The sequence below is a fragment of the Marinibacterium profundimaris genome (genome assembly GCF_002210095.1).
Lineage (GTDB): Bacteria > Pseudomonadota > Alphaproteobacteria > Rhodobacterales > Rhodobacteraceae > Marinibacterium > Marinibacterium profundimaris.
Map to the genome: position 1 here is coordinate 890,202 of NZ_AQQR01000001.1, position 21,556 is coordinate 911,757.

Consider the following 21,556-nt stretch of genomic DNA (forward strand, 5'->3'; position numbering starts at 1 on the left):
GTTTCGATCCTCTTGGGACCGACTTAAGCACGGGGCGGAACCTTTGAGAAGGACCCGATTACAAGCGCTTAGGTCGCATATTCCCGATGGAAAGACTCGGATTTCGGCGCAGGATCGGCGCCCACCCTCCGGCACCGCAAGGGGATCGCACGGGGGGTCCGCGGGGGCTGGCAGCGCCCCGCCCGGCACCGGCTCAGCCCTTCGCCGCCTTGCCGGCCCTGGGCTGCGGCCGCGTCGGGATCTCTTTCAGAAGCCCGCCAACCCCCATGTCGGCGATATCCTCGCCCGTCACCTTCAGCCCGCAGACCACCCGGCTCAGCACCCAGTCCGCACCGTTCAGCGCGGGCGAGCGCGCGCAGCCCGGCAGCCCGATCACCGGCCGCCCGTCAAGCGCGCCCAGGAACAGCAGGTTGCCCGGATCCACCGGCATCCCGAAGCGGTCCACCCTCCCGCCCGCGTCGCGCAGGGCCGTGGGCGCCACGTCGGCGGGATCCGAAGTCGCCGAGGCCGTCAGAATCAGCAGGAGATCCCCCTGCAGCCGGGCCAGGGCCGCCCCCAGCGCGCCGGCCTCATGCGGCACCTCGACCACCTCGGCCATCTCCAGCCCCAAAGCGCGCACCCGGCCCTCGATCGCCTTGCGCCCCTTTGCATTGTTCGGGCCACCCGGAATCACCGTCATCGCCAGGCCAGCGGTCGCGCACCGCGGTGGCGCCAGCCGGAGCGCCTCTCCTCCGGCCGCGGCTTCGGCCCGGGCAACCGCATCGCCGGCCACCCCGTAGGAAATGATCTTGATCGTCGCGACCATGCCGCCCGGCGCCATCTGCTGATGCTGCGCAACGGTGGCCAGGGTGATCATCGGGTCGATCCGGTTCACCGCGCCCACCACGGCCTCGTCCAGCACGACGACCCCCGGCCCCCCGGCCAGCAGGTTCACCCGCCCCGTGAACGGTTCGCTCACCGTCAGCCCGGCCGCCGCCGGATCCCGCACCAGCGCCGCCGCGATCCGCCGCGCCGCCTCGTTCTCGCCCACGTCGCCCGGCTCGAACCTTGCGGCAATGACCTCCTCCAGCCCCGCCGCCCGCAGCTTCGCCACGTCGTCGCCATCCAGCAGCTTGCCCTTGCGAAGCCGCCCGCTGTCCAGCTTCACCGAATGCGCCAGCACGGCCCCCGCCGCCTGGTCCAGCGGGACCGTCCCGAAGATCATGGGCGTTTCCCGCGCAGCACCGCCGTCATCTCGGCCAGGATCGACACCGCGATCTCGGCCGGTCCGGCCGCGCCGATATCCAGCCCGATGGGCCCGTGGATGCGCCCGATCTGCTCCTCGGTGAACCCCGCCTCCTGCATCCGGGCCGTGCGCTTTGCATTGGTCCGGGTGGAGCCCAGCGCGCCGATGTAGAAACACGCGGCCTTCAGCCCGGCCTCCAGCGCCGGGTCGTCGATCTTGGGATCATGCGTCAGCAGCACCAGCGCCGTGCGCGCATCCAGCCCCAGCTGCGCCACCGCCTCGTCGGGCCAGTCGTGCAGGATGGTCTCGCCGGGAAAGCGCGCCTGCGACCCGAAGGCCTCGCGCGGGTCGATGATCACCGGGTCATAGCCCGCCAGCCGCGCCATCGGCACCAGCGCCTGGGCGATATGGACCGCGCCCACGATGATCAGCCGCAGCGGCGGGTTGTGGATGGCGACAAAGGTCTCGCCGTCCTCTTCCACGCCCGAACGGTCCATCCGGAACCTCTGGTCATGGCCGTCGCGCACCAGCCGCCGCGCGCCGGTTGTCAGGTTCACCTCGTAGGCCACCGCCTCGCGCCTTGCCCTTGCCGCGACCAGCTCGGCCAGCATCTCCTCGGGCAGCGCGTGGCCCACCGGCTCTACCAGCACGCGGATGGTGCCGCCGCAGGCCAGCCCCACGGCAAAGGCGTCGTCATCGCTGACCCCGTATTCCAGCAGCCGGTGCTTGCCGTCGTCCAGCGCTTCCAGCGCCTCGACCAGCACCGCGCCCTCGACACAACCGCCCGAGACCGAGCCCTCGATCCGCCCGTCGCCGGCGATCACCAGCTGCGATCCGGTCCGGCGCGGCGCGCTGCCCCAGGTCTCGACCACGGTGGCCAGCGCGGCGCCCGCGCCCGCGCGATGCCAGTCCAGGGCTATTTCGGGGATGTTGAAATGGTCGCTCATGCGCGTCCCTCCGCTGCTTTTTCAGATTTGGGCGGCGCGCGCGCGAAGGTCAACCTGTGCCGGCACGCGGCCCGGGCCGGTGCCCTGCGCAAGGCGGTCCGCGCCGCACCCGGCGCAGCCACAGCCCCGCGGCGCCCCGCCCCGAAGCCGCCGGCGCCCGGTTCAGACACGTGCCCGCATCCGCCGGAAACCTTGACACATCGTTAATGCGCCGCTGCAAGCCATTGATTTCGCTGAACCGGCCAAGTGTCCCACGCGTGGGACACCCCTTACAGCATGCGCATCAGCCGGGCCTTCTCGCCCGCATCCTCCCAGCGCGAGATCACCTTCGCCAGGTCCTCCAGCGAGGCGATCGAATGGCCCGCCCGAAAGCTGTCCACATGGGGCAGCATCGCCGCGATCCCCTTCGCCTTCGGCGCGAACCCCTCCCACCGCAGCAGCGGGTTCAGCCAGATCAGCCGGCGGGCACTCAGGTGCAGGCGCTGCATCTCCTTGGCCAGATCCTCGGGCGCGCCCCGGTCCAGCCCGTCGCTGACCAGCAGCACCACCGCGCCCTGCCCCGTCACCCGCCGCGACCAGTCGCGGTTGAAGGCATGCAGGCACTCCCCGATCCTCGTGCCGCCCTCCCAGTCCTGCGCCTCGGCCCCGGCGGCCTTCAGCGCCGCATCCACGTCGCGCTGGCGCAGATGCCGGGTCACGTTGGTCAGCCGGGTGCCGAAGGTGAAGGCATGCACCTTCGCCCAGCCCTGCCCCTTCGCATTGGCCACGGTATGAACGAAATGCAGGATCAGCCGGGAATACTGGCTCATCGAGCCCGAGATGTCGCAGAGCACCACAAGGTTCGGCCAGCGCTCCCTCGGCGCCTTGCGGGCCAGGTCGCGGATCTCGCCCCCCTGCCGCATCGAGGCGCGCATCGTCCGCCGCCAGTCGATCTGGCTGCCCCGCAGCGCCGCCTGGCCGCGCCGCGACGGGATCGGATCCACCGGCAGGTCCAGCCGCGCCAGCATCCGCTTTGCCTGCGCCACCTCCTCGGTCGACATCTGTTCGAAATCCAGGCTCTTCAGCCGCTCCTCCGCCGACATGGTGAGCGTCGCGTCGATCTCGATCTCGGTGCCCTCGGGTTCCTCGAACTCATCGGGCATCTCCGGCTGCATGCCGTCCAGAAGCGCCTGCGCCGCCCGCTTTTCAGCCGATTGCCCGGCCCGCTCCTCCTGCACGCCGCGTATGGCGGGCAGCATCATGGACATCATGTGCTCCATGTAGCGCGGGTCGCGCCAGTAGAGGCGGAAGACCTGTGCAAAGACCACGCGATCCTCGGGGCGCGAGACAAAGCAGGCGTGCAGGGTCCAGTAGAAATCGGTCTTCGATGTAAAGCCCGCCGCCTCCACCGCGCGGATCGCGTCGATCACCCGGCCCGTGCCGACCCGCAGCCCGGCCTTGCGGAGCGCGCGGGCGAAATGGGTGATGTTGCCCGCGAGTTTCGGGTTCTCGGGGAGGTCTAGCGCGGGGAATTCTGGCATGCGTCGAGCCGGGGGCGCTGCCCCCGGACCCCCGGAGGTATTTTTACAAAGATGAAGGACATGGGGTGGTCTCTTCGGTGAGGTCGAGCGCGTTCTGGATGGCGGTGGCTGCGTCCTTCGGGGTGAGATGCGTGATGTCGAGCGTGACGGCGCCTTCGGGGTGCAGCAGGGTATGGCGGGCGCGCAGGGTATCGAGGATGGCGGGGTCGGTGAGCTTGGCGCGGGAGGCCCGGGACGGATCGGTGAGACGGCGGCGGTTTTCCTCCGCCGACAGGTCCAGCGTGATGCAAAGCAGCGGGGCGCCGCGGCTGTGGGCCAGAGCGCGGGTCGGCTCGAACAGGGCGTCATCCTCGGGGCTGTCCGAGAGCGCGTCGGTGACGATCAGCGGCACCTCGGGCGGGAGGGTCAGGGCGGCGGCGTCAATGGTGGAGCGGAGGCGCGCGCGGAGCGGGCGATGACGCGGATCGGAGCGGTCGAAGAGCGCGCTGGCCGGATCGAGCGCGAGGTGATTGTCGATCAGGCGTCCGCCGAGACGCCGTGCCAGGATCCGGCCGATCGTGGCCTTGCCGGCGCCGGGCCAGCTGCAGATATGGATGACCGGGCCGGTCACGCGGGCTCGAGAGAGGCGCGCGCCTCGTCGAGGAGGCGCTTGGCCTCGGAGCCCTGCAGCTTCTGGATGTCGTCCTGGTACTTCAGCACCGCGCCGAGCGTGTCCGAGATCACCTCTGGCGAGAGGTTGATCATGTCGAGCGCGAGCAGGCATTTGGCCCAGTCGATGGTTTCGGCCACGCCGGGCTTCTTGAACAGGTCCTCGGTGCGCAGGCGCTGCACGAAGGCCACGACCTCGCGGCTGAGCGCCTCGGAAGCTTCGGGGGCGCGGGCCCGCAGGATCTCCATCTCGCGGTCGAAATCGGGATAATCGACCCAGTGATAGAGGCAGCGGCGCTTGAGCGCATCATGCACCTCGCGCGTGCGGTTGGAGGTCAGGATCACGATGGGCGGTAACGGCGCGGTGATCGTGCCAAGCTCGGGGATGGTGACCTGGAAATCCGACAGCGCCTCGAGCAGGAAGGCCTCGAAGGGCTCGTCCGTCCGGTCAAGTTCGTCGATCAGCAGGACCGGGGCGCCGGCGGGATCGGGGCGCATGGCGTCCAGCAGCGGGCGCTCGATCAGGTATTGATCCGAGAACAGCTCCTCCTGCAGGCCGGTGCGGGTGGTGCCGCCCTCGGCCTCGGCGGTGCGGATCGCGACCATCTGCGCCGGGAAATTCCATTCGTAGACGGCCGAGGACGCATCGAGCCCCTCGTAGCATTGCAGGCGGATCAGGCGCCGGCCGAGACCCGCGGCGATGGCCTTGGCGATCTCGGTCTTGCCGACGCCGGCCTCGCCTTCCAGGAAGAGCGGCCGGCCAAGCTTCAGCGACAGGAAGACCACGGTGGCCAGCGCCCGGCCGCAGACATAGCCCTGGGCCGCCAGCATGGATTGCACGGCGTCGATTGTGTCCGGCAGGCTCTGGGGATCTGTCACGTGTCGCTCCTCCTTGGGGTGATCCGGAGGAGACCGGTCCGGGCGGCCGCCGTCAAGTCGGGCCTTTGTCGAAGTTGCTGGCCGCCGGCCTGTCCACGGGCGCGGCACGGGCGGATCGTGGCTTAACCGAGGCAAATCCCGCCGCATTGACCCGCTTCACAGTGACGTCATAGTTTCGGCAAGATATCGCGATAGCTCGCCGCCAGGCACAAGACGAGCAGACAAAGGGGCACGGGGCCCATGACCACAAAGACCGGCGGCGGGCAGGCACCGCAGGACGGGGATCTTCACGGGGATCTTCGGATCACCGCCGTCACCTGCGTCAAGAACGAAGGGCCCTTCCTGCTGGAATGGATCGCCTTCAACCGGCTGATCGGGGTCACGGATTTCCTTTTCTATTCCAACGATTGCACCGACGGGACCGACAGGCTTCTGGATGCGCTTCAGGCGCGCGGAGGCGTGACGCACCTGCCCAACCCGGCCCAGGGGCGCAATTACCAGATGGAGGCGCTGAAGGACGCGGCCCGGCAGGAGGTGGTGCGCGCCGCCGACTGGGTCTGGATCGCCGATGTGGACGAGTTCCTGAACATCCACGCGGGCGATCACACAATCCCCGCGCTGATCGCGGCTTGTGGCAATCCGCAGGCGATTTCGGTCACGTTCCAGTTCTTTGCCAATGACGGGGTCGACGGGTTCGTGGATGCGCCGGTGATCGGGCAGTTCACCCGCAGCCACAACCCCGACATCTGGTGCGCGGAGACCGCGATCGAGGTGAAGACGCTGATGCGCCGGGATTTTCCGCTGCAATATTTCGGCGCGCACCGCCCCTTCCACAAGGTCGCGAAGGTAAAGGTGCCGCCCAGCTGGACCGACGGCTCGGGCCGTCCGGTGCCGGAGAAGTTCCTGGAGGCCGACAATCCGCGCCGCATCCGCCGTTTTCCGGCGGCCGGTGCGCGGGACCATGCCACGCTGAACCATTACGCGCTGCGCTCGCTGGACAGTTACCTGGTCAAGAACGACCGGGGCGACGTGAACCGCGAGGGCCGCGCGTTCGACGACACCTATTGGCGCGAGCGCAACGATCCGGCCTGGGAAGACCTGTCGATCCGGCGCTACCTGCCGGCGCTGGAGGCGGCGCTGGCCGAGCTGAAGGCGGATCCGGAGATCGCCGCGCTGCATGACTCGGCCGTGCGGCTGCATGTCGAAAAGCGCGATGCGCTGCTGGCGCACCCCGACTACCGCGAGATGCAGGCCCAACTGCGCGCCGCCCCTGCGCTGCCGCCGCAGGAAAGCGCGCTGATGGACGCGCTGGGGATCGACGCACCGGGGATCGGGGCATGAGCCTGAAGGTCATCAACCTCGGCCTGCCGAAATCGGGCACGACCACGCTGGCCCGGGCCCTGCGCCGGGCCGGGATGCGCGTCGCCGATCACCGGGTACGCAAGAAGCAGACCGACGACGAAACGCTGCAGGGCGCGAGCGTCGCGGTCCTGCTCTACGAGGGGTATTTCGCGGGGGGCGATCCGGCTGCGCGGCTTGGGGACTTCGATGCGCTGACCGAGCTCTCGATGCTGGGCGCGGGGCGGTCGCTGTGGCCGCAGATGGATTTCGCGCTGATCGACCGGCTCAGGGCGCATCATCCGGGGGTGAAGTTCCTGGGCTCGCGCCGCGACGCGTTCGAGATGTCTCAATCCATGCTGGCCTGGTCGGACCTGGGCGTGGCGCGCCTGCCGAATGCCGCGGTTCCCGGCCTGCCCAAGGGCTATGGCGAGACGGGCAAGGAACGGATGCAGTGGATCGAGGGGCATTACGCCGCGCTTGCGCACTGGTTCCGCGACGATCCCTATTACCTGGAATACGACGTGGCCGATCCGCAGGCGCCGGTGAAGATCGGCGCCCATATCGGCCGCAACCTGCCCTGGTGGGGCAAGGCCAATGTCAATCCGCTGCGGCACCACAAGGAAGGCGCCTGATGCGCATCATTCTTCACATCGGACCCGAACAGGTCGGCGCCGAGCGGCTGCAATCCCTGCTGGCCGAAAACCGCGAGGCGCTGGCCGCGGACGGCGTGCTGGTGCCGAAGTCGCCGGGCGCGCGCAATCACACGCGGCTTTACATGGCGGTGACGGATCCCGATCACGTGGATCCGCTGCGGTTCAACCGGGGCTACGGGCATCCGGGCCGGCAGGCCGGCCTGCTGGCCTCTGTCCGGGCGGACCTGACGCGCGAAGTCGCGGCGACGAAGCCCGAGGTCATGATCCTGACCTGCGCGCAGCTGGGCGCCTCGCTGCACCGGCTGTCCGAGCTGGAGCGGCTGAAGGCGCTGCTGACACCGCTGTCGGATGACATCCGGGTTCTGGCGCATCTGGACGAGCCCGCCCGCCTGCTTTCGCGTCACTACGCCCGGCAGGTGCTGGACGGGCGCGCGGTGTCGCTGGCCGAGGAGCTGGCGCTGGCGGGGGAGCCGGACTGGTGGGACGGCGCGATGGCGCGGATGCCGCAGATCGCGCCGGCACATGGTGTCTTCGAGGAGACCCAGGGCCTGCCCTTCTGGATGGATTACACGCGGCTGGCGGATCACTGGGAGGGGGTCTTTGGCCCCGGTTCCGTGATCCTGCGCGGCTTTGAAGCAAAGCGCTTCGACGGCAAGGGGATCCTTGGCGAGGCGGCGGAGGGCTTCGGCATCACCGCCGATCTGCAGGGGCTGAAGACGCACAAGGCCGGGCCAGGGCCCGCCGCGCCCTGGCTGACCCGGGCGCGGCTGATGAATGGCCTCTTCCTGCGGATGCTGGCCCAGGGCGACCGGATGCTGCCGCGCAAGCTGTGGCGGCAATTGCTGGACGAGGTCGCGGTGCCGGGCGATCCGATCGACCCGGGCAGCCTTTCGCTCGTCTCGGACCGGTTCGCGGCCGCCAATGCCGCGCTGGCCGACCGCTTTGCGGGCCTGTCCGACCGGCTGCAGCACCGGCCCGTGCCCTGCCCCGACTGGCAGGAGGCGGATCCGACCAAGGGTTTCCGCGCGACGCAATACCTGTCGGCCTTCCTGCCCCGCATCGACCGGGTGACCCGGCAGGAACGCAAGCTGGCCGCCAGGACCAAGGGCACCAACGCCCAAAGCGGCGCGCCGCAGCTGACCGAGGCCGGGCGCAGCCTCCTGCCCGCCTCGGCCATCGCGCATTTCGAACAGCTCAAGACCTCTCCCTATGCCCCGCACAACCGCATCGGCGCGGTGAACGAGGAAGAGCTTGCCGCCGCCTTCGCCCCCGCGCCTTCGCGTGTCCTGCCAACAGGATCGACCGGCAATGTCATCGTCGGATGCATGAAGAACGAGGCGCCCTATATCCTGGAGTGGGTCGCATATCACCGCGCCATCGGCGTCGACAATTTCCTGATCTACACCAACGGATGCGAGGACGGCACCGACGAGATCCTCGGCCGGCTCGACGCCATGGGGATCGTCCATCACCGGAAAAACGATGACTGGAAGGGCAAGTCCCCCCAGCAGCACGCGCTGAACCAATCGCTGAAGGAGCCCGTGATCGTCAACGCCGAGTGGATCATCCATATCGACGTGGACGAGTTCATGAACATCCGCTGCGGCAACGGCACGCTGGACGATTTTCTGGCCCATGTGCCGGAGGCGACCAACGTGGCGATGACCTGGCGGCTCTTCGGGCACAACGGGGTGACGGCGCTGGAGGACCGCTTTGTCATCGACCAGTTCGACACCTGCGCCCCGAAGTTCTGTCCCAAGCCGCACACGGTCTGGGGGTTCAAGACCATGTCGCGCAACATCGGCGCCTACAAGAAGATCTCGTGCCACCGGCCCAACCAGCTGCGTGACGACTTCCGCGATCAGGTGAAATGGGTCAACGGGTCGGGCAAGGACATCACGCGCGACGCGGCCGAAAACGGCTGGCGCAGCTCCAAGCGGTCGATCGGATATGACCTGCTGCAGCTGAACCATTATGCGCTGCGCTCGGCCGAAAGCTACCTGATCAAGCGGCAGAGGGGCCGCGCGCTGCATGTGGACCGGTCGATCGGGATCAACTACTGGATCCGGATGGACTGGTCGGATCATCGCGACATCACCATCAAGCGCAATATCCCCCGGGTCCGCGAGGAATACGAAAGGCTGCTGGCCGATCCGGAGCTGCGCGCCTGGCACGACAAGGGCTTTGCCTGGCACCGCGCCAAGGCCGAAGAGCTGCATGCCAATCCCGAGTTCGAGGACCTGTACCAGCAGGCGCTGGAGCTGAAGCTGACCGGGACCGAACGCGCGGCCTGGGCGCTGACCCTCGACATGGAGAGCTGAGGCCGGATGCGCGTTCTGGCGATCCTGACGGTCCGGAACGAGGCCGCCTTCCTGCTGGACTGGCTGGCCCATCACCGGGCCGCCGGGGTGACGGATTTCCTCGTATTCTCAAACGATTGCCAGGACGGCACCGATGCGATGCTGGACCGGCTGGCCGAGATGGGCGAGCTCACGCATCTGCGCAACGATGGACCCCACGACAAGGGCGGCATCCAGTTCACCGCGCTGAAACGGGCCGACAAGCTGGAGATCGTGAAACAGGCCGACTGGATCCTGCCGCTGGACGTGGACGAATTCGTCAACATCCACGTGGGCGACCGGACGATCCCCGCGCTGCTCGACGCGCTGCCGGAGGCAACGGCGATCACCCTGACCTGGCGGCTGTTCGGCAATGCCGGCGTGGTCGAATACGAGGACCGGCCGGTGCCGCATGTCTTCACCCGGACGGCGCCGGTGGTGATGTACTGGCCCTGGCGGTCGGCCATGTTCAAGACGCTCTACCGCAACGACGGCACCTACCGGAAGGTCGGTGTGCACCGGCCCCGCAACCCGGACCCGGACCGCGTCGGTGCCGCGCGCTGGTTCGACGGCGAGGGCCGCGAGCTGGGAGACCAGTTTCGCAGGCGGCGGATCTTTTCTAACTACGGGCGGTCGAACTATGCCCTGGCGCAGTTGAACCATTACCCGCTGGGCGCGATGCAAAGCTACGTGCTGAAGGCCGACCGGGGCCGCGCGGTGCATTCGGATCACCTGCTGGGGCTGGACTACTGGATCGAGCGGAACTTCAACACCCAGGAAGACACCTCGATCCGGGCGCTGGACGACCGCGTGGCACCGATCCGGACGCGGCTGGGCGAAGATCCGGTCCTGGCGCGGCTCCATGCCGAGGCGGTAGCCTGGCGCCATGCAAGGTTCGAGGCGCTGATGGACGAAGAGCCCTACCGCGCGCTGTTCGGGCGGCTGTTGATGACCCCGCCGTCACGGCCTTTGCCCTTTCCCGTGGCGCGGCAATTGCTGAGATACGCCCAGCGATCCGCGCCGGATTGACCGCCGGAAACCCACGGGGGACACGGAAAGCGGCAACGGGATCTGCGCGAAAACCGGCCAGAAGCTTGCCAAATTTTGCCGCAAATCAAAGATAGGTCATGGGCCAACGGCCGTGTGCCCCTCTCAGGGCTCGATGACGAGGAGACCGAAATGCAAGAGGAAGAGGACAGCCTCGACACGTCCCTGGCGGGCCTGGACGTCCAGGACTGGTTGGCGGGGCTGGCCGAGATGGCCGATGCCGAAGGCATGTTCGAAGAGCTGGGCGACCATCATTTTGCCACATTCATCGAACGCGACAACACGCTGCTTGTCACCTTCGAAACCGTGCATGGCATCCGCAACCTGTCGTCCCGCGCGCAGCCTCTGGGCTTCGACATGGTGCGCGCGCAGGACTGGTCGCATCTCTGCCTGGTCAGCGACGGCGACACCTGGTTCCGCGACCCGGTGCTCTACGAATTCTTCGACCGGCTGATCGACGACGGGTTCTTCGAAAGCTACCACCGCATCGTCTTCTACGGTGCCGGCCCCTGCGGCTATGCGGCGGCGGCCTTCTCGGTCTCTGCGCCGGGGGCCACCGTGCTGGCGGTGCAGCCACAGGCGACGCTGGACCCGCGCATGACCGAATGGGATCCGCGCTTCCCCGAGATGCGGCGGACCTCCTTCACCGACCGGTACGGCTATGCGCCGGACATGGTGGATGCGGCGGATTCGGCCTTTGTCTTCTATGACCCGCGCGAGACGCTGGACGCGATGCATGCCGCGCTGTTCCGACGGCCCAACGTGACGCGGCTGCGGATGACACATATGGGCGATGCCCTGCAGACCCGCCTGGTCGAGATGGGCCTTTTGTACCAGGTGCTGCTGCTGGCCGGCACCGGACGGCTGACCGAGGCAGCCTTTGCCAGGCTTTACCGCGCGCGCCGGGAACACCCGCCCTACCTGCGCAACCTGATGACACGGCTCGATGCCGAGGACCGGCCCTACCTGAACGCGCTGCTCTGCCGCTCGGTGACCGAACGGATGAACGCGCCGCGCCTTTACCGCCGGCTGAACGCGCTGAAGGCGGCGGCCGATACGGGCAGCTTCCGGTTTCCGCCGCAGCGCAAGGCCAGCTGAAACGGGCGCGGCCGGCCGGGCCTCCGCGATGGGCGCTCCTGCCCCGCTGCGCCAGGCTCTGCCCTGCCAGCCAGGGCCCCCATAACGGCTGATCTGGAAGCGGCGCGCGCTTCGTGCTAGCGGCATGTCCATGAGCGATATCCTGACCCTCCCGCGTCCCGACGACTGGCATCTGCATCTGCGCGACGGCGCCATGCTGGAGGCCGTCCTGCCCGAAACAACCCGCCATTTCGCCCGGGCGATCATCATGCCCAACCTGGTGCCGCCCGTGGTCACCGGGGCGCAGGCGGCCGCCTATCGCGACAGGATCCTGGCGGCGATGCCCGAGGGCGCCGATTTCACCCCGCTCATGACGCTCTACCTGACCGAGGAGACCGATCCGGCCGACGTGGCCGCGGCCGCCGAAAGCGGGCTGGTGACGGCGGTGAAGCTTTATCCTGCCGGTGCCACGACCAACTCGGCCAGCGGCGTGCGCGACTTCGACAAGGTGCGCGGCGTGCTCGAGAAGATGGCCGAGATCGGCCTGCCACTCTGCGTGCATGGCGAGGTCACGGACAGCGACATCGACATCTTCGACCGCGAGGCAGTGTTCATCGACCGCGTGCTGGACCCGGTGCGCTGGGCGACGCCGGGGCTGAAGGTGATCATGGAACATGTCACCACCAGGGACGCGGTGGACTACGTGCGCGGTGTCGACAGCGGCCTGGGCGCCACGATCACCGCGCATCACCTGGTGATCAACCGCAACCACATCCTGGTTGGCGGGATCCGCCCGCATTACTACTGCCTGCCCGTCGCCAAGCGTGAACTGCACCGGGTGGCACTGGTCGAGGCCGCGACCTCGGGCGACAGCCGCTTCTTCCTGGGCACCGACAGCGCCCCGCATGTGGTCGCCGCGAAGGAGACCGGCTGCGGCTGCGCGGGCTGCTTCACCGCGCCCAATGCCGTGGCCGTGGTCGCCGAGGTCTTCGACGAGGCCGGGGCGCTGGACAAGATCGAAGGGTTCCTGTGCCGCAACGGCGCCGACTTCTACGGCCTGCCGGTGAACGACGGCACCATCACCCTGACCCGCGCCGAGCCGCAAAGCTGGCCCGCCAACGTGGCCTCCGGCGACGGCACGGTCACGATCTTCGACCCGGCCCGCCCGATCCACTGGTCGGTCACCGCCGACACCTGAGCCCGAGAAAATTCGCCGAATTTTCTTGTCCGCATCCGCCACCAAGGACCTTGCCCATGATCCCGTCGAGCTTCCCCTCCCAGGAGGAAATCGCCCGCCTCACCGCTTCGATGTTCCTCGAGATCGAGGCCGTGCACCTGAACGCGGCGCAGCCCTTCATCCATGCTTCCGGCCTGCCGGCGCCGACCTATATCGACTGCCGCAAGCTGATCTCCTTCCCGCGCCTGCGCTCGACCCTGATGGATTTCCTGACGGTCACCATCCTGCGCAACGCGGGCTTCGAGGCCTTCGACGTGATCGCCGGCGGTGAAACCGCGGGCATCCCCTTTGCCGCTTTCGTGTCCGAGCGCATGGCGCTGCCCATGGCCTACGTGCGCAAGAAGCCCAAGGGATACGGCCGCAACGCGCGGATCGAGGGCGTGGTGAAGGAAGGCGACCGGGTTCTGCTGGTCGAGGATCTGACCACCGACGGCGGCTCGAAACTGTCCTTCGTGGATGCCATCCGCGAGACCGGCGCCAGCTGCGGGCACACCGCGGTGATCTTCTACTACGACATCTTCCCCGAGACCCGGCAGGTGCTGGGCGATCATGGCATCGAACTGCATCACCTGTGCACCTGGTGGGACATCCTGGCCGTTGCCCGCGAGAAGGGCAGCTTTGACGCCGCCACGCTGGACGGGGTCGAATCCTACCTCAACGATCCGCGCGCCTGGCAGGATGCCCACAAGTAATCCCAAGGCACCGAATCGCGACCCCCGACGCGGACGTGACACAGATCTTGTGTTGTGAGCCTCACGTGCTACCCTATCTGCACGTCACAGGCTTACCCACAGAGTTGTTCAACGGTTAATCCCCAAGGGATCCGCGAATAATCCACAGAGATATCCCGAGTGCATTCGTGGTGCCGAAGGATTATGCCTGACCCTCACCAGCGGGCGGGAGAGCAGTCATGAACGAAGTCGCGCGGTTCAACGCGAACGGACCGGATACGGAAGAAACCGAAGGCACGGGCCCCGAGGCCCTGCCGCATTCGATCGAGGCCGAGCAGCAGCTGCTTGGCGCGATCCTGACGAACAACGACATCTACGACCGCATCGCCTCGATCGTGCGGGCAGAGCATTTCCACGACCCGGTCCACTCGCGGATCTTCGAGATCGCGGCGGCGCGCATCGCGCGCAACCAGCTGGCCTCGCCGGTCACGCTGAAGGCCTTCATGGAAGACGACGAGGGGCTCAAGGCCCTGGGCGGCGCATCCTACCTGCTGAAGCTGGCCGGTTCGGCGATCTCGACCTTCGCGGCGCGCGACTATGCGCAGATGATCTACGACATGGCGATCCGGCGCGAGCTGATGGTACTGGGACGCGAGATCGCGGCCAAGGCGGCGCGGGTCGACGTCAAGAGCGAGCCCAAGGACCAGATCGTCGAGGCGGAGCAGTCGCTTTACAAGCTGTCGGAACAGGGCAAGTCCGACAGCGGCTTCCAGTCCTTCCTGAAGGCGGTGACCGAGGCGGTGAACTCCGCCAATGCCGCCTACCAGCGCGAGGGCCAGCTGTCGGGGGTCTCCACCGGGCTGATCGACATGGACAAGAAGCTGGGCGGCCTGCACAAGTCCGACCTTCTGATCCTGGCCGGCCGGCCCTCGATGGGGAAGACCTCGCTGGCGACCAACATCGCCTTCAACGTAGCCAAGGCCTATCGCAAGGGCACCCTGCCCGACGGGACCGAGGGCAATATCGCCGGCGGCGTCGTGGGCTTCTATTCGCTCGAGATGAGCGCCGAGCAGCTGGCCGCGCGGATCCTGTCCGAGGCGGCCGAGGTGCCGTCGGAGAACATCCGCCGCGGCGACATGACGGAGACCGAGTTCCGCCGCTTCGTCGAGGCGGCCAAGGAGCTGGAATCCTGCCCGCTTTATATCGACGATACGCCTGCCCTGCCGATCGCCCAGCTTTCGGCGCGCGCTCGGCGGCTGAAGCGGACGCACGGGCTGGACGTGCTGATCGTCGACTACCTGCAGCTGGTGCGCGGCACCGCCGACAACCGGGTGCAGGAGATCGCCGAGATCTCGATGGGCCTGAAGGCCATCGCGAAAGAGTTGCAGATCCCGGTCATCGCGCTGTCGCAGCTGTCGCGGTCGGTGGAAAGCCGCGAAGACAAGCGGCCGCAGCTGTCGGACCTTCGGGAATCCGGCTCGATCGAGCAGGACGCCGACGTGGTGATGTTCGTGTTCCGCGAGGAGTATTACGTCGAACGGGAAAAGCCCTCGGACGACCGGCTGGAAGAGATCGCCGCCTGGCAGGAACGCATGGAACGCCTGCACGGCAAGGCCGAGGTCATCATCGGCAAGCAGCGGCACGGCCCCATCGGCACGGTGGAGCTGAGCTTCGAGGGTCAGTTCACCCGCTTCGGCAACCTCGTGCGCCCCTGGCAGCAGAACGACGATCCGGGGTACTGATCCGACCGCGCCCGCCACATCGGCGGGCGTTGTCCGCCTGCCCCGCCCGCCCGGGCCACCGCGGAAAGCTTCTGCCCAGGAAATCGCCAATTGTGCCGCGCCGGGCCCGGCCGCGGCCTCGGCGGCGCGCCACTGCACCAATGTGTGACTGGACAGGTGCGCGATTCTCGGGCCCCATTCGGACATGCGTATTTTCATAGCCATCGCGGCCGTTCTGATCGGACTGCGACCGGCGCTTGCCCAGGACATCGAGGTCGATGTGGAACTGGTGCTTGCGGCGGATGTCTCGCGCTCCATGTCGCCCCACGAGCTGGAAATCCAGCGCCGCGGCTATGCCGAGGCGATCGCCAGCGACGAGGTCATGGGCACCATCGGCAACGGCATGATCGGGCGGATCGCGGTCACCTTCATGGAATGGGCCGGAAGCGACCTGCAGACCGTGGTCGTGCCCTGGACGCTGATCGACAGCCGGGAGGACGCGCAGGCCGTGGCCGACCTGCTGACCGCCGAGTTCCACGGCAACATGCGCCGCACCTCGATTTCCAGCGCGCTGACCCAGGCCGCGACGCTGTTCGACGACAACGGGTTCCGCGGCCTGCGCCGGATCATCGACGTCTCGGGCGACGGGCCGAACAATTCCGGCAGCCCCGTGGTGCCGGCGCGCGACGCGGTGCTGGCCCGGGGCATCATCATCAACGGCCTGCCGCTGATGACGACGGACGGGTTCAGCTATCGCTGGGGGATCGAGGACCTGGATGTCTATTATCTCAATTGCGTGATCGGGGGGCCGGGCGCCTTCGTGATCCCGGTCCATGACTGGTCCGAATTCGCCGAGGCCGTGCGTCGCAAGCTGGTGCTGGAAATCGCGGGCGGTCCCGGCGGGTCCGATACCGCCACACTGCGGCGGGCCAACGGCTACGACTGCCTCGTGGGCGAGAAGATCTGGCAGCGGAACCGCACCATCTGGATGGAGCCGTAGGCGGATCGCGGACGGAACCTGCGCGCTGACCGCCCGGCGGCGCGGGGGGATCTTGACGTCGCGCCCGATCCTGTCATGAACAGCGCATGAGTACCGGACGGCTGCACATCGACCTCTCTGCCATCGCCGACAACTGGCGCGCGCTGGCTTCCATGTCCCAGGGCGAAACGGGTGCCGTGGTCAAGGCGGATGGCTACGGCATGGGCGCGGGCATCGTCGCCAGGACCCTGGCCAAGGCCGGCTGCCGCCGTTTCTTCGTCGCCATGGCCGAAGAGGGGGCCGCACTTCGCAAGGAGCTGGGGCCGGGCCCGATGATCGGCGTCTTCTCCGGCCACATGGCCGGCGATTCGGATCTGATCCGGGACAACCAGCTGGCGCCGATGATCAATTCCGTCGACCAGATGCTGCGCCATGTCGAGGCGCTGCCCGGTCATCCCTTCGGCATACAGCTCGACACCGGCATGAACCGGCTGGGCATGGAGGCCGGCGAATGGGCCGCGCTGCGCGACATCGCGCTGTCGCAGAAGATCGTGCTGATCATGTCGCACATGTCCTGCGCCGACGAGCCCGGCCATCCGATGAACCAGCAGCAGTTGCAGGCCTTCACCGAGATGACCGAGGGGCTGCAGGTTCCGCGCTCTCTGTCGGCCACCGCCGGGCACCTGCTGGGCAAAGATTACCATTTCGAACTGACGCGCCCGGGCATCGGGCTTTATGGCGGGCTGCCCTTCGCGGATGCCAAGCCGGTCGTTTCGATCGAGATGCCGGTGATTCAGGTGCGCGACGTGGAAGCCGGCGAATCCGTGGGATATGCCAATGCCTTCACGGCGCCCCGGCCGATGCGGGTCGCGACGGTGTCGTCGGGCTATGCCGACGGTCTAATCCGCGCGCTTGGCGAGAACGGGCGCGGCCGGCTCTTTGCCGGGGACCAGCCCTGCCCCACGGTGGGCCGGGTCTCGATGGACCTGATCTGCGCCGATGTCAGTCACCTGTCGGACATCCCCGAGACCCTGTCGATCCTGGGCCGGCACCAGTCGATCGACGATGTGGCGGATGCGGCGCTGACCATCGGGCACGAGATCCTGACCTCGCTGGGCCACCGCTACGCCCGGAGCTACAGCGAATGACCCTTCTTGCCCCGCTCGGCGCCCTTGGCCGGGCCGTGCTGACCTTCATGGCCACCGTCGGACGCGTCTCGATCTTCGCCGCCCGCGCGCTGAGCCATATCTTCCGACCGCCCTGGTACCCGCGCGAGCTGTTCAGTTCGCTTCTGACCATCGGCTGGTTGTCGCTGCCCGTGGTCGGGCTGACGGCGATCTTCACCGGGGGCGCGCTGGCGCTGCAGATCTACGCCGGCGGCGCGCGCTTCAACGCCGAGGCCGTGGTGCCGCAGATCGTCGCCATCGGCATGGTCCGCGAGCTGGGCCCGGTGCTGGTCGGCCTGATGATCGCCGCGCGCGTCACCTCGTCGATTGCCGCCGAGATCGCCACGATGAAGGTGACCGAACAGATTGACGCGCTCACCACGCTGTCGACCAACCCGATGAAATACCTGGTCGCGCCCCGCGTGCTGGCCGCGCTGATCACCGTGCCGCTTCTGGTGGGCATCGGGGACATCATCGGCATAGCGGGCGGCTTCGGCGTGGCGGTCCATTCGCTCGACTTCAACCCGGCGACCTACCTGATGAACACGGTCAATTTCCTCGAGACGCGCGACGTGGTGTCGTCGCTGGCCAAGGGCGCGGCCTTCGGGCTGATCGCCGCGCTGATGGGGTGTTTCTACGGCATGGAATCGGGCCGCGGCGCCCAGGGCGTGGGCCGGGCCACCAAGGGCTCGGTCGAGGCGGCGGCGGTGCTGATCCTGGCCGCGAACTTCGTGCTCACGGGGGTGTTCTTCTCGATATGATACGGATGGAAGGCGTCACCAAGACCTTCGGGGACCATGCCGTGCTGCGCGGGGTCGACCTGAACGTGGAAAAGGGCACGTCGATGGTGATCATCGGCGGCTCGGGCACCGGGAAATCCGTGGCTCTCAAGTGCATCCTGGGCCTGATCCGGCCGGACCGGGGCAAGATCCTGGTGGACGGGACCGAGACGACGACGGGCGACCGCGATGCCTTCCTCGCCCGCTTCGGCATGCTGTTCCAGGGCGCGGCCCTCTTCGACAGCCTTCCGGTCTGGCAGAACGTGGCCTTCCGCCTGCTGCGCGGATCGCTGAAACGCCCCCAGGCCGAAGCGCGCGAGATCGCGATAGAAAAGCTGCGCCGCGTCGGCCTGAAACCGGACGTGGCCGACAAGTTGCCCGCCGAGCTTTCGGGCGGCATGCAGAAACGCGTGGGCCTTGCCCGCGCCATCGCCGCCGAGCCCGAGATCATCTTCTTCGACGAACCGACCACCGGGCTCGACCCGATCATGGCCGGTGTCATCAACGACCTGATCCGCGAGATCGTGGTCGAGATGGGCGCGACGGCGATGACCATCACCCATGACATGTCATCCGTCCGCGCGATCGCCGACAACGTGGCCATGCTGCACGACGGGGTGATCAAATGGACCGGCCCGGTGGCTGAGATGGACCAGAGCGGCGATCCCTACCTGGACCAGTTCATCCACGGCCGCGCCGAGGGCCCGATCCAGGCGGTCCGGTAACGCCGGCGCCCCAAAAGTCTCCCCGAGACTTTTGCCAAAACTTTCCGGGAAAGTTTTGCGTTCCGCGGGTCAGCCCCCAGATACCCACAACCATGATCCTGCGCCTCGTCACCCTCTCGCTGCTCGTCCTCTATCCCGTGGCCTGGGCCGCGCCCCTGATGCGCGCAGGCGTCCTGCCGCTCTTCGGCCTGTCCGAGATTTCGGTCCTCACCGGCATCCGCTCGCTCTGGGGCAGCGACATCTTCCTTGCGCTCGTGGTCGCGCTCTTCGCGCTGATCGCCCCCTATGCCAAGACGCTGGCGCTGGTCGGCGTGCAATGGGGCCGCCTGCCCCGCCGCGCGCTGCCGCTGCTGAATGGGCTGGGGCGGCTGGCGATGGCCGATATCTTCCTGATCGCGCTCTACATCACGCTGGCCAAGGGGATCGGCGTGGGCCGGGTCGAAACCGCCTGGGGTCTTTACCTTTTCACCGCACTGATCCTGGTCAACCTGGCCTGTTCCTGGGCGACCGAGCGCGAGGCGGCTTGAGGCCGGCCGCGCCGTAGGGCAGGAAGAGTCATGGCCAAGACCCCCAGCTATACCTGCACCGCCTGCGGTGCCACCCACACCAAGTGGTCCGGCCGCTGCGACGCCTGCGGCGCCTGGAACACGATCACCGAGGCCGAGACGCTCTCGCGCACGCCCGGCAAGTCCGGCCTGGGCACCGCGCGCGGCCGGACGCTGGAGCTGTCCGATCTCGGCCGTGACGAGGTGCCACCGCCGCGCACCGCCTCCGGCATCGACGAGCTGGACCGGGTGCTGGGTGGCGGGCTTGTAGAGGCCAGCGCGATCCTGGTGGGCGGCGATCCGGGTATCGGGAAATCCACCCTGCTGCTGCAGGCGGCGGCCAGCTTCGCGCGCACCGGGCTCGACACGATCTATGTCTCGGGCGAAGAGGCCTCGGCCCAGGTGCGGATGCGCGCGCGCCGCCTTGGGCTGGCGGACGCGCCCGTGCGTCTGGCGGCCGACACCAACCTGCGCGACATCCTGACCACGCTGGATACCGAGCGGCCCAAGCTGGCCATCATCGATTCGATCCAGACCATGTGGCTCGACAGTGTCGAGGCCGCACCCGGCAGCGTGTCACAGGTGCGCGCGGCGGCGCATGAGCTGACCGCTTTCGCCAAGCGGCGTGGCATTTCGGTCATCATGGTGGGTCACGTCACCAAGGACGGCCAGATCGCCGGCCCCCGCGTGGTCGAACACATGGTCGACACGGTTCTCTATTTCGAAGGCGAGCGCGGCCACCAGTTCCGCATCCTGCGCGCGGTCAAGAACCGCTTCGGCCCCTCGGACGAGATCGGCGTCTTCGAGATGACCGGCGCCGGCCTGTCGGAGGTCGCCAACCCCTCGGCGCTGTTCCTCGGCGCGCGCGAAACCCAAAGCCCCGGTTCCGTCGTCTTTGCCGGGATCGAGGGCACGCGCCCGGTTCTCGTGGAACTTCAGGCACTTGTGGCGCCCTCGCCGCATAGCCAGGCGCGCCGCACCGTGGTCGGCTGGGATGGCAGCCGGCTGGCGATGATCCTCGCCGTGCTCGAGGCGCGCTGCGCGATCCCCTTCGCCGGGCTCGATGTCTACCTGAACGTGGCCGGCGGGCTGAAGATTTCCGAGCCGGCCGCCGACCTGGCCGTGGCCGCCGCGCTTCTGAGCGCGCGTGAAGACGTGACCCTGCCCCCCGAAACCGTCGTTTTCGGAGAGATCTCTCTCAGCGGCGGGCTAAGGCCCGCCACGCAGACGGAAAACAGGTTGAAAGAGGCGCAAAAACTTGGTTTCACCGCAGCCATCGCTCCGACCGGTGGCAAGGCGGCGGCGCAGAAGGGCATCACCCTGCAGCGCGCGGCCGATCTGACCACATTCGTCGGCGATTTCTTTGGCGCCGGCTAGGACGGCGTCTCTGGGCAGGCTCCGGCAGAACGGAAAGAAGGCGGGCGGGACATGGAAGGCTTTACCTTAATCGACGGCGTCGTGGCGCTGGTCATCGTGGTATCCGCGTTGCTCGCCTATTCCCGCGGCATCGTCCGCGAGTTGATGGCGATCCTCGGCTGGATCGGCGCGGCCGTCGTGGCGTTCCTTTTGGCGGACGAGGTCGAACCGCTGGTGCAGGAAGTGCCCGTGCTGGGCGATTTCATCGCCGACAGCTGCGAATTGTCGATCATCGCGGCCTTCGCGGCCGTCTTCGCCGTGGCATTGATCGTGGTAAGCTTCTTCACGCCCCTGTTCTCGTCGATCGTGCAGCGCTCGGCGCTTGGCGGGGTCGACCAGGGGCTGGGCTTCCTCTTTGGCGTGGTGCGCGGCGTGCTGCTGGTGGCCATCGCCTTCTTCATCTACGATCAGGTCATCACCGGCACCGCCTACACGATGGTGGACGACAGCCGCTCGGCCCTGGTGTTCGAACGGTTCACCGACCAGATCGCACAGCAGAACCCCGAAGACGCCCTGGGCTGGATCACCACCCAGTACGAACAGCTGGTCGGCACCTGCACGCCCAGCTGATCCCGGGCCCTGCGCGACCCAAGGCGGAACAATCGGCCCTGCGCCGGACGCGGATCATATCGGCGTGAACG

At 67.8% G+C, this 21,556-nt stretch carries 20 protein-coding genes; 15 read left to right on the forward strand and 5 right to left on the reverse strand.

The genetic code is table 11. The features are described 5' to 3' along the window. Window positions 1-193: 193 nt before the first annotated feature. The 5 genes from ATO3_RS04240 to ATO3_RS04260 form a co-directional block, all read right to left on the reverse strand. The gene (locus tag ATO3_RS04240) at window positions 194-1,204 is read right to left on the reverse strand and encodes a molybdopterin-binding protein (RefSeq protein ID WP_088648521.1); all 1,011 of its coding nucleotides are present in this window, start codon (window positions 1,202-1,204) and stop codon (window positions 194-196) included. Further along, window positions 1,201-2,172 (reverse strand): XdhC family protein, encoded by a 972-nt coding sequence (locus ATO3_RS04245; protein ID WP_088648522.1) that lies wholly within the window; start codon window positions 2,170-2,172, stop codon window positions 1,201-1,203. The genes ATO3_RS04240 and ATO3_RS04245 overlap by 4 nt, the downstream gene beginning before the upstream one ends. A gap of 269 nt (window positions 2,173-2,441) precedes the next feature. Then, entirely contained in the window at window positions 2,442-3,692 is a 1,251-nt protein-coding gene (locus tag ATO3_RS04250; RefSeq protein WP_088648523.1) for a vWA domain-containing protein, read from the reverse strand. A 43-nt stretch (window positions 3,693-3,735) separates the two neighbouring features. After that, on the reverse strand, window positions 3,736-4,302 hold the full coding sequence (locus ATO3_RS04255; RefSeq protein WP_088648524.1) for a nucleoside kinase: 567 nt from the start codon (window positions 4,300-4,302) through the stop codon (window positions 3,736-3,738). Then, window positions 4,299-5,171, reverse strand: a complete 873-nt coding sequence (locus ATO3_RS04260) for an AAA family ATPase (RefSeq protein WP_088648730.1) — start codon at window positions 5,169-5,171, stop codon at window positions 4,299-4,301. Before ATO3_RS04260 ends, ATO3_RS04255 begins: the two co-directional genes overlap by 4 nt. A gap of 288 nt (window positions 5,172-5,459) precedes the next feature. On the opposite strand from ATO3_RS04260, the gene ATO3_RS04265 reads away from it, so the two are divergent. From ATO3_RS04265 to ATO3_RS04335, 15 genes are all read left to right on the forward strand, one after another. After that, entirely contained in the window at window positions 5,460-6,560 is a 1,101-nt protein-coding gene (locus ATO3_RS04265; RefSeq protein ID WP_088648525.1) for a glycosyltransferase family 2 protein, read from the forward strand. Continuing rightward, window positions 6,557-7,192 (forward strand): sulfotransferase family protein, encoded by a 636-nt coding sequence (locus tag ATO3_RS04270; protein WP_088648526.1) that lies wholly within the window; start codon window positions 6,557-6,559, stop codon window positions 7,190-7,192. The genes ATO3_RS04265 and ATO3_RS04270 overlap by 4 nt, the downstream gene beginning before the upstream one ends. Next, on the forward strand, window positions 7,192-9,534 hold the full coding sequence (locus tag ATO3_RS04275) for a glycosyltransferase family 2 protein (protein ID WP_088648527.1): 2,343 nt from the start codon (window positions 7,192-7,194) through the stop codon (window positions 9,532-9,534). The genes ATO3_RS04270 and ATO3_RS04275 overlap by 1 nt, the downstream gene beginning before the upstream one ends. 6 nt (window positions 9,535-9,540) lie before the next feature. Then, a complete protein-coding gene (locus ATO3_RS04280; protein WP_088648528.1) occupies window positions 9,541-10,581 on the forward strand; it encodes a glycosyltransferase family 2 protein in 1,041 nt (346 codons plus the stop codon). A 150-nt stretch (window positions 10,582-10,731) separates the two neighbouring features. Next, window positions 10,732-11,697 (forward strand): phosphoadenosine phosphosulfate reductase, encoded by a 966-nt coding sequence (locus ATO3_RS04285; RefSeq protein WP_088648529.1) that lies wholly within the window; start codon window positions 10,732-10,734, stop codon window positions 11,695-11,697. 130 nt (window positions 11,698-11,827) lie between these two features. After that, a complete protein-coding gene (gene pyrC / locus ATO3_RS04290; RefSeq protein WP_088648731.1) occupies window positions 11,828-12,874 on the forward strand; it encodes a dihydroorotase in 1,047 nt (348 codons plus the stop codon). Window positions 12,875-12,930: 56 nt separating this feature from the next. Beyond that, window positions 12,931-13,605 (forward strand): orotate phosphoribosyltransferase, encoded by a 675-nt coding sequence (locus ATO3_RS04295; protein ID WP_088648530.1) that lies wholly within the window; start codon window positions 12,931-12,933, stop codon window positions 13,603-13,605. 218 nt (window positions 13,606-13,823) lie between these two features. Then, window positions 13,824-15,326, forward strand: coding sequence for a replicative DNA helicase (locus ATO3_RS04300; RefSeq protein WP_088648531.1), 1,503 nt, complete (start codon window positions 13,824-13,826; stop codon window positions 15,324-15,326). A gap of 184 nt (window positions 15,327-15,510) precedes the next feature. Next, window positions 15,511-16,305 (forward strand): DUF1194 domain-containing protein, encoded by a 795-nt coding sequence (locus ATO3_RS04305; protein WP_088648532.1) that lies wholly within the window; start codon window positions 15,511-15,513, stop codon window positions 16,303-16,305. 86 nt (window positions 16,306-16,391) lie between these two features. After that, a complete protein-coding gene (gene alr, locus ATO3_RS04310) occupies window positions 16,392-17,432 on the forward strand; it encodes an alanine racemase (RefSeq protein ID WP_088648533.1) in 1,041 nt (346 codons plus the stop codon). Then, window positions 17,429-18,211, forward strand: coding sequence for an MlaE family ABC transporter permease (locus tag ATO3_RS04315; RefSeq protein WP_088648534.1), 783 nt, complete (start codon window positions 17,429-17,431; stop codon window positions 18,209-18,211). The genes alr and ATO3_RS04315 overlap by 4 nt, the downstream gene beginning before the upstream one ends. Beyond that, window positions 18,208-18,954 carry an ABC transporter ATP-binding protein gene (locus tag ATO3_RS04320; RefSeq protein ID WP_088648535.1) on the forward strand — a complete coding sequence of 249 codons (747 nt, stop codon included), beginning with the start codon at window positions 18,208-18,210 and terminating at the stop codon, window positions 18,952-18,954. The genes ATO3_RS04315 and ATO3_RS04320 overlap by 4 nt, the downstream gene beginning before the upstream one ends. Before the next feature lie 92 nt (window positions 18,955-19,046). Then, a complete protein-coding gene (locus tag ATO3_RS04325; protein WP_088648536.1) occupies window positions 19,047-19,481 on the forward strand; it encodes a paraquat-inducible protein A in 435 nt (144 codons plus the stop codon). A gap of 30 nt (window positions 19,482-19,511) precedes the next feature. Then, window positions 19,512-20,876, forward strand: coding sequence for a DNA repair protein RadA (gene radA / locus ATO3_RS04330; RefSeq protein ID WP_088648537.1), 1,365 nt, complete (start codon window positions 19,512-19,514; stop codon window positions 20,874-20,876). Window positions 20,877-20,927: 51 nt separating this feature from the next. Continuing rightward, on the forward strand, window positions 20,928-21,485 hold the full coding sequence (locus tag ATO3_RS04335; RefSeq protein WP_088648538.1) for a CvpA family protein: 558 nt from the start codon (window positions 20,928-20,930) through the stop codon (window positions 21,483-21,485). Window positions 21,486-21,556 lie beyond the last annotated feature (71 nt).